At 44.8% G+C, this 13,184-nt stretch carries 14 protein-coding genes and 1 tRNA gene; 4 read left to right on the forward strand and 11 right to left on the reverse strand.

Annotated elements, in window-relative coordinates; genetic code table 11:
• Positions 1–295: 295 nt before the first annotated feature.
• Positions 296–368, forward strand: a tRNA-Glu gene (locus tag H6F44_RS20125).
• 49 nt (positions 369–417) lie between these two features.
• Here the strand turns inward: H6F44_RS20125 and dapB are convergent.
• The 3 genes from dapB to gloB all read right to left on the reverse strand — a co-directional run bounded on the left by dapB (position 418) and on the right by gloB (position 3,357).
• Complete coding sequence (dapB, locus tag H6F44_RS20130; protein WP_190352880.1) at positions 418–1,254, reverse strand: 4-hydroxy-tetrahydrodipicolinate reductase; 837 nt, start codon at positions 1,252–1,254, stop codon at positions 418–420.
• Positions 1,255–1,437: 183 nt separating this feature from the next.
• Complete coding sequence (hemF, locus tag H6F44_RS20135; RefSeq protein WP_190352881.1) at positions 1,438–2,460, reverse strand: oxygen-dependent coproporphyrinogen oxidase; 1,023 nt, start codon at positions 2,458–2,460, stop codon at positions 1,438–1,440.
• A gap of 117 nt (positions 2,461–2,577) precedes the next feature.
• Positions 2,578–3,357 (reverse strand): hydroxyacylglutathione hydrolase, encoded by a 780-nt coding sequence (gene gloB, locus H6F44_RS20140; RefSeq protein ID WP_190352882.1) that lies wholly within the window; start codon positions 3,355–3,357, stop codon positions 2,578–2,580.
• A gap of 108 nt (positions 3,358–3,465) precedes the next feature.
• Here gloB and H6F44_RS20145 point away from each other — a divergent pair, with 108 nt between their 5' ends.
• A complete protein-coding gene (locus H6F44_RS20145; RefSeq protein ID WP_190352883.1) occupies positions 3,466–4,008 on the forward strand; it encodes a Uma2 family endonuclease in 543 nt (180 codons plus the stop codon).
• Between the two features lie 29 nt (positions 4,009–4,037).
• Here the strand turns inward: H6F44_RS20145 and H6F44_RS20150 are convergent, their stop codons facing one another.
• On the reverse strand, positions 4,038–4,523 hold the full coding sequence (locus H6F44_RS20150; protein WP_190352884.1) for a salt stress protein, Slr1339 family: 486 nt from the start codon (positions 4,521–4,523) through the stop codon (positions 4,038–4,040).
• Positions 4,524–4,595: 72 nt separating this feature from the next.
• The gene (locus H6F44_RS20155; protein WP_190352885.1) at positions 4,596–5,198 is read right to left on the reverse strand and encodes a vWA domain-containing protein; all 603 of its coding nucleotides are present in this window, start codon (positions 5,196–5,198) and stop codon (positions 4,596–4,598) included.
• Positions 5,199–5,424: 226 nt separating this feature from the next.
• Here H6F44_RS20155 and H6F44_RS20160 point away from each other — a divergent pair, with 226 nt between their 5' ends.
• Entirely contained in the window at positions 5,425–6,450 is a 1,026-nt protein-coding gene (locus H6F44_RS20160) for a coiled-coil domain-containing protein (protein WP_190352886.1), read from the forward strand.
• Between the two features lie 110 nt (positions 6,451–6,560).
• On the opposite strand, the gene H6F44_RS20165 is transcribed toward H6F44_RS20160, so the two are convergent.
• Positions 6,561–9,020: a PAS domain S-box protein gene (locus tag H6F44_RS20165; RefSeq protein WP_190352887.1), complete on the reverse strand. Its 2,460-nt coding sequence runs from the start codon at positions 9,018–9,020 to the stop codon at positions 6,561–6,563.
• A 164-nt stretch (positions 9,021–9,184) separates the two neighbouring features.
• Here H6F44_RS20165 and H6F44_RS20170 point away from each other — a divergent pair, with 164 nt between their 5' ends.
• Positions 9,185–10,336: an FAD-dependent oxidoreductase gene (locus H6F44_RS20170; protein WP_190352888.1), complete on the forward strand. Its 1,152-nt coding sequence runs from the start codon at positions 9,185–9,187 to the stop codon at positions 10,334–10,336.
• A gap of 133 nt (positions 10,337–10,469) precedes the next feature.
• On the opposite strand, the gene H6F44_RS20175 is transcribed toward H6F44_RS20170, so the two are convergent.
• The 5 genes from H6F44_RS20175 to H6F44_RS23320 form a co-directional block, all read right to left on the reverse strand.
• Complete coding sequence (locus H6F44_RS20175; protein WP_190352889.1) at positions 10,470–11,417, reverse strand: tyrosine-type recombinase/integrase; 948 nt, start codon at positions 11,415–11,417, stop codon at positions 10,470–10,472.
• 336 nt (positions 11,418–11,753) lie between these two features.
• The gene (locus H6F44_RS20180) at positions 11,754–12,167 is read right to left on the reverse strand and encodes an HNH endonuclease (RefSeq protein ID WP_190352890.1); all 414 of its coding nucleotides are present in this window, start codon (positions 12,165–12,167) and stop codon (positions 11,754–11,756) included.
• On the reverse strand, positions 12,168–12,377 hold the full coding sequence (locus tag H6F44_RS20185; RefSeq protein ID WP_190352891.1) for a hypothetical protein: 210 nt from the start codon (positions 12,375–12,377) through the stop codon (positions 12,168–12,170). It abuts the gene before it with no gap.
• A gap of 102 nt (positions 12,378–12,479) precedes the next feature.
• Positions 12,480–12,695, reverse strand: a complete 216-nt coding sequence (locus H6F44_RS23315) for a type II toxin-antitoxin system HicB family antitoxin (protein WP_190352892.1) — start codon at positions 12,693–12,695, stop codon at positions 12,480–12,482.
• Positions 12,692–12,886 carry a type II toxin-antitoxin system HicA family toxin gene (locus H6F44_RS23320; protein ID WP_190352893.1) on the reverse strand — a complete coding sequence of 65 codons (195 nt, stop codon included), beginning with the start codon at positions 12,884–12,886 and terminating at the stop codon, positions 12,692–12,694. The genes H6F44_RS23315 and H6F44_RS23320 overlap by 4 nt, the downstream gene beginning before the upstream one ends.
• Positions 12,887–13,184 lie beyond the last annotated feature (298 nt).

Genomic DNA, 13,184 nt, shown 5'->3' on the forward strand with positions numbered 1-13,184 from the left:
CCTGTTAGATTTAGACCTTACTTCGATTAAATTACACCCTAATTTCCACAAGCTTTGCTCTTACGGCTCTATCTCTGACCAATTTTGTCCGTAGTATTGATTATTATATAGCGGTTTTTATTTTGTCCACGGCTAAATAAAAACCTAAAAGCCTTGCTATACCTCAAATCTAAAGAGGTTGTTATTTATTGAGGTTTCCCTGACACCAAATGAAAAATCTTGATCACAAAATTTCTCAGCCTAGGTATTGACAATATTTAAAACCTTTGTGTATATTAATAAAGGTCAAGAACACGCCCCCATCGTCTAGAGGCCTAGGACACATCCCTTTCACGGATGCGACGGGGATTCGAATTCCCCTGGGGGTATCCCAAATAAAAAAGCACTCGCTACGCGAGTGCTTTTTTATTTGGCTAATTAAGCAAGTACTTTTTCTAAACCATAAACCAACGACTTCAGCGCCAAAACTTTCCTAACACATAGCAGCACACCCGCCATGTAACAGGTGCGATCGCTAGCATTATGCTCAATTTTCAAGGTTTCTCCCATCGATCCAAAGATGATCTCTTGCCTTGCCACTAACCCAGGCAAACGCAGACTGTGAATCCGAATATTCTCGCCGCAGACAGCGCCCCTTGCCCCCGCCAGATGCTCTTGCTCCTGCACAGATGCAGGATTGAAGGCTTGACCCAGCTCTGAAAGCATCTGTGCGGTTTTAATGGCAGTGCCACTGGGAGCATCCGCTTTTTGATTGTGATGCAGTTCAATAATTTCAACGTGCTGATAATATCTCGCCGCCGCGATCGCCGCCTGCTGCATCAAAATCACCCCCACCGAAAAATTAGGCGCAATAATGCAACCCGTACTCGCTTTATCAGCAAATAGTGCTAAGTCTGCAATTTGCTTCTCCGTTAAACCCGTTGTTCCCACCACAGGACGCACCCCATAGGCGATCGCTGAGCGAATATTGTCATAGATAATGCTAGGGTGGGTGACATCAATCATCACTGGTAACTGCGACTCCTGAGCCGCTTGGGCAAGCACCACTTCCAGATTGTTGGTGACGGGTATTTCTAATTCCCCGATTCCCACCACCTCACCAATATCCTCACCCAAATGTTGCCGCCCGATCGCGCCAACTAGATTCATATCAGGCGCTTTGGCGATCGCCTTAATAATCTCCCTGCCCATTTTGCCCGTAGCTCCTGAGACAACAACAGGAATTTGTACGGTTGTGGTATTGGAATATGACATTTTGATATTAGATTAGTATTTAAGATAGTTTAGTCCATGAATAATCTAGCAATGCTATGTTGCTGTATTTAGAAATCAGCAAACATTCTGCAAAAACTATGCTAGTTCAGCCATCAACCTTACCACTACTTGCTGTTCATTGGTTGTGACAAAAAAGGGCGGCACAACGTGCCGCCCTTTTTGTTAAACTTTCCAGTTAGCCCAATCTTGGGGTTTCAAGAATGTTTCATGGAGTTGGGCTTCAGGGGTATTGGGTTCGGGGCTGTAGCAATAGTCCCAACGGACTAGGGGCGGTAGTGACATCAGGATGGACTCTGTGCGCCCATTGGTTTGCAAACCGAAGATCGTGCCGCGATCGTAGACTAGATTAAACTCAACGTAGCGTCCACGGCGGTATAGCTGCCATTGCTTTTCGCGATCGCCAAATTCCATATGGCGGCGGCGATTAGCGATTGGTGTATAGGCAGGCAAGAAGGCATTGCCGCAACTATTCACAAAGGCAAAGATTTCTTCCCAAGTGCGGGGTTGATCCCCTGCTTCATCGCTCATCACTTGAGCAGTAGTGGAGTCATTGCTATTTTTGTACAAGACATCTTGACCATCTTGATAGTCAAAGAAGATGCCACCCACGCCGCGAGTTTCACCCCGATGCTTGAGATAAAAGTAATCATCGCACCATTGCTTGAATACGGGATAGTAATGGGGATTGTGGCGATCGCAAGTTTCTTTGAGGGTAACGTGCAGGTGCTTAGCATCTTCAGCAAAGCCATAGTAAGGGGTTAGATCTAAACCACCGCCAAACCACCAGACTGGGCCTGCTTCAAAATAGCGATAATTCAGATGAACTGTGGGTGCATAGGGATTTTTGGGATGCAGCACCATGGATGTGCCTGTGGCATAAAAATTATGCCCAGCCACTTCGGGATGATGGCGCAAAATTGCGGGGGGTAATTGCGAACCTTGTACTTCCGAAAAGTTCACGCCGCCCTTATCAAAATAGTCTCCATCGACAATCACCCGCGATCGCCCACCGCCTCCCTCAGGACGTATCCATTCATCCTGCTGAAACTTTGCCTTGCCGTCTAACTCTTCTAGACCTTGGCAAATACTATCTTGCAAACCTTTCATAAAAGAACTGACACGGGCTTTTGAGTCAGTAGGAACTTTTGGTAAACCCTTGACGGGGGATATAGGGGCGATTGTCATAGTTTTAAATAAGTTACTAAATAAGTTACTAAATAAATTACTAACACTTTACCGTTAGTCGTGATTAGTGGGGCAAATGTAAAGCATTGTGTAGTTGCATGACGATAGCTATAGTGACTAAAAAACATCTTTTTTGCCGCGCAGTCTGGCAAATACGCGATCGGGGATATCAATGCCAACCGATCGCTGAATTGTCGGGACATCCCAACGCAGGAACGGATTAGTGCGCTTTTCTAAGCCGATGGTACTGGGAATAGTTGCCTCGTCATTGGAGCGCATGGCTAAAACAGTATTGAATCTAGTTTGCAGTTCCAGATTATCTGGCTCAACGGTTAAGGCAAATTTGAGATTGCTCAGGGTATATTCATGGGCGCACCATAGGCGCGTATGGTCGGGCAGTTGCCGCAATTGATCGATGGAGGCTAACATCTGTGCGGGTGTACCTTCAAATAGCCGCCCACAGCCGCCACCAAAGATGGTATCACCACAAAATAGTTCGCCTGTTTGCTCAATATCTTGACTTCTCGGCGGCAGGTAATAGGCAATGTGGGCATAGGTATGTCCAGGTACAAAAAATACGATCACCTCGCGATCGCCAAAGTAAAAGCGATCGCCACCCCGCAAAAATACAGTCTGATGGGGAATCCGCCCATGATCCTCAGCACCGCCATAAACGATCGCCTTGGGAAATCGTTTATGCAAAGCCGAATTACCACCTACATGATCGCTGTGGTGATGGGTGTTGAAAATGGCAACTAATTCCACATTCAGCGATCGTAGTTTATCTAAAACTGGCTCTGCTTGGGCAGGATCAACCACTGCGGCTATATTCTGCTCTTGGTCATGCAGCAAAAAAATATAGTTATCACGCAATACAGGAATTCGATAAATTTGCATTAGCCTTGTTCCACAAATCGACGACAGTTTGGCATCACGCCTAGTCAATGTCTAGCAGGGCGTAAAATATAGCTATAGTGTAGTTTAAGACTCTTAAGATGTGCAGCCATGAACTTAACAGTGACAGACTTAGAGCGGGTGCAAGCCAAATTAGATGGTGACTATCGGATTGAACTGGTGAATGGGGACATTGTGGTTATGAGTCCATCGGGCTATGAATCGGATGAAGTTGCTTTTGAATTTGGTCGTCAGTTAGGTAACTGGATAAGACCACGGCAGCTTGGACGGGTGACGGGGGCAGGGGCAGGGTTTATTTTGCCAAATTCCGATACTCGCGCCCCAGATGTGTCATTTGTGTGGGCGGAACGGTTGCGGCGTAGTCCTCGCGGTTTTGCCGAACTAGCGCCAGATTTGATGGTAGAGGTGAAGTCGCCCTCTGACAGTTTGATTGCACTTCGCACTAAGATTGATCGCTTTTTAGAACAGGGGACTCTAGTTGGGATTTTAATTCACCCTGAGCAAAGGTGGCTAGAAGTTCGGCGGCTTGGGCAAGAACCAATCCAACTGAAGGATGGTGATATCTTAACCCTGCCCGACCTATTCCCCGATTGGCAGTTGCCGATCGCTGAGCTATGGTCGCCTGTATTTTAACCACATCCATTCGACCAGTTTTAGCCATATTACGGTTGCGATAACAAGGCGATCGCTGCTTCTAGATGGGAATCATAATTTTTGGCAAATTCGGCAAACCATAAGCCCTCACCCGATAGAGGATCGAGTGCTTTGAGCCATTTTTGCGCTGCTTCAGATCTTGCCTGTTGATCCTTGGCACTTTGCTCTGCTGAAACCTGTTGCAGATCGGCGCTAATCGCAGATTTACTGAGATTGATGGCGAAATCTTGCGGTATTGATGCTGAAACTTGAATGTCTTCTTGAACTGATGCGGTATTTGGCGAAGCCGCAGATTGGCGCAGATCAGCCAATAAAAGATCGATGGAGTTGGGCTTAGAGGCTGGCAAATTTAAATAATCCAGATCTAAATCTGCCATATCCTTGGCAATATCATCACTAGCCGCCTTCGCCTTAATTGGATCTGGGCGATCGCTGGGGCTAGGTTCTTGATATTTTTGCTGAAGATTTGCCAAGATCGAATCAAGGGATTCCATAGAATTTACACAAAATTTATGTTCATAGCAAGATTCTAAATTGTTGAGCTAGGCAAAGCCTAGCCTAATAATTTAGTCACTAATAGCACTGAGCAACACTTCAGAAATCGTCATATCTTCCATGTCAGAAACTGTGACTGTATCGACAATATCAAAGGCAGCACCAATACTCTGCAATTTGTCATCTAGCGCCTTTAAGAAATCCGTGGCATTGCGATCGCGCCCCACTTGGATAAAAGACAAAGCAAGCTCCTCATCGGTGGTCATGCGCTTAGTGGCTTCGATGATTACTTCAAACACAGAGCGGCGATCGTCTGGTTCGCCATCGGTAATAATCAAAATAGTTTCACCAGTCTTGACCTCCCCTGCTTTTTTACGTTGAAAGAAATTATTTAACGCATCCTGTAACACTGCCGTGAGATTAGTGCCACCCATTGGCTCATTTTCTTGAAAAATTTGTTCAACCTTTGCGGCAGAGACATTATCGTAGCGTTTAAATTTGCCTGAAAATAGATAAACGGTGATGCCATCGGGATCAATTTGATCGCATTTACGGGCGAGGGCAAGGGTCGATTCTTTAATTGTTTCCCAGCGACTTTTGTTCGTGCCTGAGTCAGTGGTTGACATACTGCCACTTTTATCGATGATCAGGGTGTAGTCACGTTTGTCTAGCATATACAACTCCCAATAGGTTTTGATCTAGCCTAGATTATAGCTGTCGCTAGACTTGTTACAGCGCTTTGCACTAACTTACAACCTATAAATATTTGGGGGGTTTTGGGGCTGTAGAGCAGAAAAAACCGTCACTTCTGTGGTTTTTTAAATAAAAAATTGCAAATTTGGAAAAGTCTGCTAATCTTTGTCATGTAAAAATCCCTCGGCATTGTGGGTGAGGTTATCTGTGAGCGACTTGAAACACGAAACAATATTGCGAGAAGTTTTAGTCAAGGCAATGACTGTTGATAATCTAGATGATGATCTTGAAGCCCTTTTAGATCAATCCTTGGATCAGTCTTTGGCGAAACCATTGGGCGATGAATCGGAATGGCTGGCTGAAACGCCGCCCAACTTGCAAAGCAATCTAGGGATTATTGATAACCTGACGGCCGATCGCGATCGCCTACAACAGGAGCTAGAGGCTCTGCGATCGCAACACCAATTTGAATGTGAATATGTCGATCAATTGGAGCAGGAAATTATCAGTGTGGCTAATGATCGCGATCGGCAAGTTGCGGAACTGAATGCCAAACTAGAAACTGAATTGCAGCAAAGGTTACAAGTGGCGATCGCATCCGAAGACTCGTCGCTAATTGTTCAAGAATACATTCAAGAAATACAGGCAAAGGCGGAATTAATTAATCAATTGCAATGCCAAAATACTGCCCTTGATATTTCGCAACAAACCCTTGCCGCCGAATTGGAATCCACCCAAGCCTTACTCAAAGAATCCACCAAAACCATTAGTATCGCCGAGGCAAAGCTCACGGAAATTAAGGCACAGCGCGATCAACTGGAAGAGGAATTGATACAGCATTTATCCAACCAAGCGAAATTGCACCAGTCATTGCGCGGTTTAGAAAATGAATATGTCAGCGATCTATCGCGGGTACAGGAGTTAGAACAGCAGATAGAGGAATTGCAGGATCAGGTTTTGCGCCAAGCATCGAAGTCTGCGGAGTATGAAGCGGCGATTCAGCATTGGAAGGAGCAATCTGTTCGTCATCAACATCATGCGTTGCAGTTGAGTGGCGCTCTTGAGAAACTTTTGGCTGATCGTCCGATTAGACATTTAACTACCAATGCACCCGCCGCAGCCGAACCAATGCCCGTTGAGTTACTAGTACCAATAACGAATGCAGACCTTAGTATGCAATCGCTACGACCTAAGCCCAAAGTTGACTTACCCGCATTTTTAGTAAGGCGCTAGCAGAAGCAGGAATGTGAGTACTCACGCGAAAGTAGCCAAAAGTAGGGGCAGTTTATAAATTGCCCTACATGAGAATCAGGGTTTCAAGTCCTTAAATGGCTGCGCTGTTTTTAGGTTTGTAGTAAAGGAATCTTAACAATAAAGGAACTGCCTTGATCTAGCTGGCTTGAAACACTGACATGACCACCATGCAGTTCTGTAAGTCGTTTGACAAGGTTTAGACCTAAGCCTGTCCCTGCATATTGTCGATTGAGATTACTGTCAATCTGCACAAAGGGTTGAAATAACTTATCCACATCTGACTCAGCTATGCCAATCCCTGTGTCGGATACGGTAAACCAGATTTCGTGAATTTGTCCGTTGGCTTCACTAAGATCAACATTAGCGATCGCCTCATTTGCAGCGCAAAAATGATCATCATGATCGCGAACCAAAGACATACTTATCATTTGTACATCTAGATTCACCTTCCCTTGGGCGGGGGTAAACTTCACGGCATTACTGAGTAGATTGATCAAAATCTGCCGCATTCGCCGTTCATCAACTGTGATCATGGCGGGAGTAAGGGGATCAATATGCAAACTTAGCTTGATGTTTTTTCTGGTCGCCAGATGCTTGATGAAGTTAACGGTACTGCTGCATAAAAGCTCTAGGCAAACTGCACTGAGATCGAGAGTGAACATTCCTGCTTCAATTTTGGCGACATCGAGAATGTCATTGATTAGCTCTAGTAAATGTGCGCCGCTCTTACGAACTGTGGCAAGGGAACTAAGCTGTTTAGAATTTAACTTGCCAAACACCTCGTCCATCAATCCTTCTGATATACCCATGATGGCATTGAGGGGTGTGCGTAATTCATGGCTCATAGTCGCTAAGAACTCATCCTTGAGTCGGGTCATGCGTTCTAATTCATGGTTAGTGGCGATGAGTTTCTCATTAGTCATTTGCAGGTTGGCTTCTGCCTGTTTGCGATCGCTAATATTTCTAATTAAAACCAATACTTCATCTGCTCCGCAGGGGCTGACCCTCACTTCTTCATAGATCCATTTGCCATGTTTTTCCAATTTATGTTCATAGATCTGCACTTCACCTGTGGCGATCGCCCGATCAAAGGCAGCCATTTGTTCCGCAATAATTTCTGGACTTAAGACCTCAGAAATATGTTGTTTAATGAAAATAAATCCCCCCTGGTCTGGAGTTTTGGGCATGATGCAATCTAGGCAAGTACCATCCCGCTTTAGTCTGAGCAGAAGATCGGGAATGGCATTGAGAATCTGGCGCTTTCGCAATTCACTTTCGGCGAGGTCGGCGGTGCGCTGTTGAATCTTTAATTCTAATTCTTGATTGATGGTTGATAGTTGTTGTTGCGTGGCTTTGAGTTCATTGATATTTTGAATCAGGGCAATGTCATACAGAGGCTTGTTATTGCTGTCCCTAACTAGGGAGACGCTCATTAATCCCCAAATAAATTCCCCATTTTTATGGCGAAACCTTTTTTCAATGTGATAGCGATCGATATTGCCATTGAGCAATTGTTGGTAATGGAAAAGATCGCTATCAAGATCGTCAGGGTGGGTGATTTCTTGAAAGGTAAAACATCGCAATTCTGATTCTGAATAGCCCAGCATTTGGCACATCGCAGGGTTATTGGCAATATGTTTGCCAGCGATATTAGCAATGCCGATCGCCACGGCAGCATGATCAAACATACTTCTAAAGCGCATCTCTGACTCTCGCAGTGCTAATTCTGCCTGTTTTCGATCGCTGATATTGCGAATAATGGTGAGGGCTTCTTGGTCATTAACCTTGACTACCTGCACCTCTTCATATTGGATGCCTTGCTCAAGTACCCAATGCTGCTCAAAGGACTGGATCGTATCGGTGGCGATCGCCCGTTGGATTGCCTGCATTTTGCGATCGGCGAGATGTTTGGGTAGTACATCATTGAGATGTTTGCTAATCGGGTCAACAGTTGCGGGCAGTAGATCGGTGACATAGTTACTCGCAAAGCTTTCTAGGTAAATACCCTGATCGCTAATGCGATAGATCAAGTCTGGCATCGCGGTTAATATCGCTGTTTTTTGAGCTTCGGCATTGCTCAATCTTGCTTCAGTCAATTTCTGATTTGCCCACATCATGCTTGCTTGGCTAATCACGCCCAAAATCCTTTGGCTGTCGTCAAGGATTGGGATATAGCGACAATGAAACTGCTCCATCAAGCGTTGGACTGAAGGGAGATCACTAATTTGCGATCGCTGCACCACAATACCTATGGGTTGGGTGACTTCCCCAAGGGTTAACTGATGCAGATCCGCGCCATTTTCTAATAGTCGCAGCACATCCCAATTGCTAAATATGCCAGATACCAGACCTTTTTCAGCAAAATCAACCACCAATACATAACCTGCCCTTGCCTCTAGCAAGGGGAGATCGCCTGATTCATTCACTGCGGCGGTGGCGATCGCCTGATTCATTTGTTTGATCGCGGAGATTACCAAGGTTTGAGAGGCAATCACAATCGGCTGGCGATCAATCGCCATGTCGAGGTAAATGCTTGGTGATGTTAGCATTATTGTGTATGGGCAGGTTAGCTCAATATATCAAATTAAAATCAAAGTAGAATCAAATTAGAGTCAAATTAGAACCCAGATAAATTTCAGGAAGTCTTGATTAGCTAAGACTCCTGAAACCTGGCTAATGAATTTCCCGTACTACTCAAAAGGCTATATTTTGTATGGATTATGATCTAGTTGTCATTGGTGTTAATGATGCTGCATATCGTTTAGTGATAGAGGCTTCTCGCCTTGGAGCAAGGGTAGGATGGTGGATCGACCAGAAATATGATCAAGCTCAACTCAGGTATGGACGAGATTTATTAGCATCCTTGTCAATGATCAATACTAACCTACATTCAAAGTCAGTCTGCCCATCTAAGGAGCATTTAAACCCCACAGAAGCAAACATGATCGGCACTGTGGTGAATATCAGGGGCGTGGATATTATCGATGGTCAAAGAAAGAATCAAGAACAGAATCAGCAAAAAGAAACGATCGAACCGCAAGCTCATATCTATGCGATCGCCTCTCCCATGGCCCCGTTTCCCGATCAGGTGTTGGGCTTGGCAGAACATCCTTATGTGACGGCTGCTGAGGTTTTTAATTGGGTAATTGAGTTACAAAATCAAGATAATGCGCCCCAGTTACCAAACTCGATCGCCATTCTCGGCGATGATTCCCTCGCCTGCACGATCGCCCAAATTACAAATTTATTGGGGATTCACACAATTTTGTTGGCTAGTCATCGACATATTCTGCCCCATGTTGATGTGGAGGTGGCGCGAACGCTCCAAGCTAAGTTAGAGATTGCAGGCATCGCTGTGCATACCCAAGTACAAATTACGGCGGTTGAACTAAAGGATGGGCGATCGCGGCTTTGGCTCAATCGTCCCGCAACCATTGATTGCGATCGGCTGCTGATTCCCTATCCCCAGCGCAATTATCCCATTCCCAATTCGCACAATCGCTTTTCCTGTTACAGCGATCGTGATATTGCCCAAGTCATTAACAAAATTCCTAATTTATCTCAATCAATTGTGCTGCCCACACAGCCAATCGTTACGGTCACACCGACCAAGCCGCCGATCGCCCAAGTGGGTTTGACTGCCGCGATCGCCCAACAAAAATATAGAATCAACAGAATCAACATTCTAGAAACCGTGACCACTGATGGTGGACTCTGTAAAATTATTTGTGATACTCAGAACAGGATTTTGGGAGCAAGTATGTATGGCGATCGGGCGGAGTCGGTAATTAGAGCATTGGCGATCGCCATGCAGGGCAAAGTTAAACTACAAGAGCTAAATTTGCCAGAGTTAGAGCGTGTTTGAAAAGTCTGGGTATTCGCTAAAAACATCGATGACTTTGGAGCGTAAGCTAGAAATAGTGAAGATGCGCTATGGCAGGGTGCAGCTAGAATATGAGCGCAATTTGTCTGACAAGAATTGCAAGTACTTTTATCAGTCAATCAGCATTCAATCTCTCTGCTGCCTTCAAAAAAGCACGTTTCGCCGCAACCTTATTCTTACGATTGGTATAACGCCTAAAACTCCTCACATCCCGATGTCTAGTCAACTCCATCGCCAAAGAAGGATCTAACTCATACTTCACAATCAAATTTGTCGCAAATGTATGTCGTCCCCGATGGGAATGCAAATCAATCCCCGTCTTCTCTGCCAAATCATCCATCACATGACGAATTCCCCAATAGGTCAATCGCTTACCCTGACTACGATTAGAACAAGACACAAACAAAGCACTATCAAGCAAGAGCCCCCCTTCCCGTTCCCTTCTCCAATCCAAATAAGCATCCAAATCCTGAATCCCTAGCTTTGTTAAAGGTACTTCTCCCTTACTATCCCACTTCGCCTCCTTGATCACCAATTCCCCATGTACATAATCCTCAATATTCAAACGACAAACCTCCTCTGCCCTCAATCCATGTAACAACACCGAAAACAAAGCCCGATCGCGTAACATCACTTTACTCAAGGCGATCGCCTCATAAATCCGCAATATCTCCTCATCCTCCAAATCCTTAGCCACAGGGTCAGGCAGTCGCTCCTGCTGAATGCCAATCGTCGGATCGGCAACCACATATTCCGAAAGCAACATCCATCGATAAAACGATTTCAGCGTCCGCAACACCCGATTCACCGAACTCAGCGCCAACTCACGCTCTTTCAGCAAAAAAGTTTTAAACTGCGTCACTTTGCGCCGACTCACATCCACCCAAGCTAAGTCGCACCAATCCATAAATATCCGCAAGTCCGCTTGATAAGCTTGACGGCTCTTAGGCTGCAAAGATCGTGATGCTAAAAACTCATCAACCCGTGATTGGCGTAAATCTGTAGCGGCGATCGCTTTAAGCGGTTCACCATAAACAACTAAAATTGGCTCTGAAATCGACATAGCAAGCATTCTCTAGCCTCGAATTACAATTGTTTCTCGCCCTGCGGGACTGATGACATTCTTAGTTGTAGTCCGATCACCTATCGGCGGCAAATCAGAACGGCAGGGGAATTGATGACATTTAACTCAACCTTTGCGATCGTTGCGAGTGCAAAAAAAGGGCTGGAATTTGGTTGGTTCGATGCAGATTTTTCCAACTTCAGGCATAAAAGTAATGGACTAAGTGCAAGTTGATTGATTTAGTATAAGCTATTGCCAAAGGGCGCGATCGCCTCTCTCATAAAATCAGCTAACCAAAAGCGCGATCGCCTAATCTTTCAGCTAAAAATATAACTTTTAGCTCGGAGGATGGCGACCTAATAACTCTTCTTCAGCGCGAATTGCTAACATCGTTGGTCTATTTAAGTCCAAAGCTTTGATAGTTGCCCTTCCTGTAGGTGTTAATCCAACAACTTTTACACCTTCCCAATAGAAATGGTCATCCCATGCCTGTTGACGAGGATTGAAAATGTTTACAGTCGTGCCTGTTTCTAGGTCTTCAATTTCTTGACGTGCGCCTTTTCTGAGTGAACAGGATACGCAGGCAAGGGCTAAATTGTCGGGAGTTGTTCCGCCGCCAGCGACAACGGGGATAACATGGTCAATATGAAAGGTGGCTACTTGACCTATTTGCGAGATGCCGCAATATTCACAGCGATCGCTAGATCTCTGGATGACTAATCTGCGGAGGGATGTGGGAATTGATGACATTTAACTAAACTTTTGCACTCGTTGCGATCGCAAAAAAAGTAAGGACAGAAATTCCGCTAAATCGATGAGTCCTTGTGCTTCTTGTGTTTCGTTCTGTGATAGCGTATGTCCTGAATCTTGGCGATCGAGTAAAAACTGAAGCCTTGCATGAACTGCTTCTGGAAGCTGAAATTTGGTTAGTTCGATGGGGATTTCTACAACTTCAGGCATAAAAGTAATTTGCTAAGTGCAAGTTGATTGATTTAGTATAGGGTATTGTCAAAAGGCGCGATCGCCTCTCTCATAAAATCAGCTAGACAAAAGCGCGATTTCCTATACCATCACCGCTACTTTCCCAACTTCGGTAGCAGGTTCGGGTATGGGGAGTCCGTCTTCTCGAAGTACTTCTAGATATAGTTCTATGGCTTCTTTAATCAGTGTTTCTGTTTCTTGGAGCGTGTCAGCGCAGGCTACACATCCTAGTAAATCTGGAACATAGGCAGAATAGTTATTGCCTGACCATTCGTATACAACTGCATAGTTTTTCATCGCTTGTCCTCTAATTGTGCTTGGGAGAAAATGCTTTTCTTTGTGCCTTCAGCTAAGTCTTTACTTGGCTTACCTGCCAGTACTACGATACCCGATTTATGTGGATGTTTGAGGATACGGTGACTGCCCGTAATGCGATCAATATACCAACCATCATTTTCAAGGATTTTTAGAATTTCTTTAACCTTCATAATCTCATCTTTTCAGGATCTCTTAAATCACAATATAATAAAAATGCTCAGTCAATGCGCGATCGCTGAGGGTAAGGGTAGTTTGGGCGATCGCCCAAAATATTCTGAAAAGCAAAAGAGTTCGGTTAATGTGTAAACAAAAGTGCGATCGCCTAATCTTTCAGCTAAAATATGGTGAGTATGTTTTTCGTATTTGCCAGAAGTGTTGAACGATAGAAAATAATCAGAAAAAAGCGCTCCTAATTTGTTAAACTAGAAGCCATAAATTAAAAAAATAATATCTATGATGTTATCCAAC

The sequence above is a fragment of the Pseudanabaena cinerea FACHB-1277 genome, from assembly GCF_014696345.1.
GTDB lineage: Bacteria > Cyanobacteriota > Cyanobacteriia > Pseudanabaenales > Pseudanabaenaceae > Pseudanabaena > Pseudanabaena cinerea.

Bases quoted from the DNA above. Each gene is read 5' to 3' on its own strand.
- H6F44_RS20165 (WP_190352887.1), bottom strand. From the start codon at position 9,020: ATGCTAACATCACCAAGCATTTACCTCGACATGGCGATTGATCGCCAG.
- H6F44_RS20175 (WP_190352889.1), bottom strand. From the start codon at position 11,417: ATGTCGATTTCAGAGCCAATTTTAGTTGTTTATGGTGAACCGCTTAAA.
- dapB (WP_190352880.1), bottom strand. From the start codon at position 1,254: ATGTCATATTCCAATACCACAACCGTACAAATTCCTGTTGTTGTCTCA.
- gloB (WP_190352882.1), bottom strand. From the start codon at position 3,357: ATGCAAATTTATCGAATTCCTGTATTGCGTGATAACTATATTTTTTTG.
- H6F44_RS20180 (WP_190352890.1), bottom strand. From the start codon at position 12,167: ATGTCATCAATTCCCACATCCCTCCGCAGATTAGTCATCCAGAGATCT.
- H6F44_RS20155 (WP_190352885.1), bottom strand. From the start codon at position 5,198: ATGCTAGACAAACGTGACTACACCCTGATCATCGATAAAAGTGGCAGT.
- H6F44_RS20150 (WP_190352884.1), bottom strand. From the start codon at position 4,523: ATGGAATCCCTTGATTCGATCTTGGCAAATCTTCAGCAAAAATATCAA.
- hemF (WP_190352881.1), bottom strand. From the start codon at position 2,460: ATGACAATCGCCCCTATATCCCCCGTCAAGGGTTTACCAAAAGTTCCT.
- H6F44_RS23320 (WP_190352893.1), bottom strand. From the start codon at position 12,886: ATGAAGGTTAAAGAAATTCTAAAAATCCTTGAAAATGATGGTTGGTAT.
- H6F44_RS20185 (WP_190352891.1), bottom strand. From the start codon at position 12,377: ATGCCTGAAGTTGTAGAAATCCCCATCGAACTAACCAAATTTCAGCTT.
- H6F44_RS23315 (WP_190352892.1), bottom strand. From the start codon at position 12,695: ATGAAAAACTATGCAGTTGTATACGAATGGTCAGGCAATAACTATTCT.
- H6F44_RS20170 (WP_190352888.1), top strand. From the start codon at position 9,185: ATGGATTATGATCTAGTTGTCATTGGTGTTAATGATGCTGCATATCGT.
- H6F44_RS20145 (WP_190352883.1), top strand. From the start codon at position 3,466: ATGAACTTAACAGTGACAGACTTAGAGCGGGTGCAAGCCAAATTAGAT.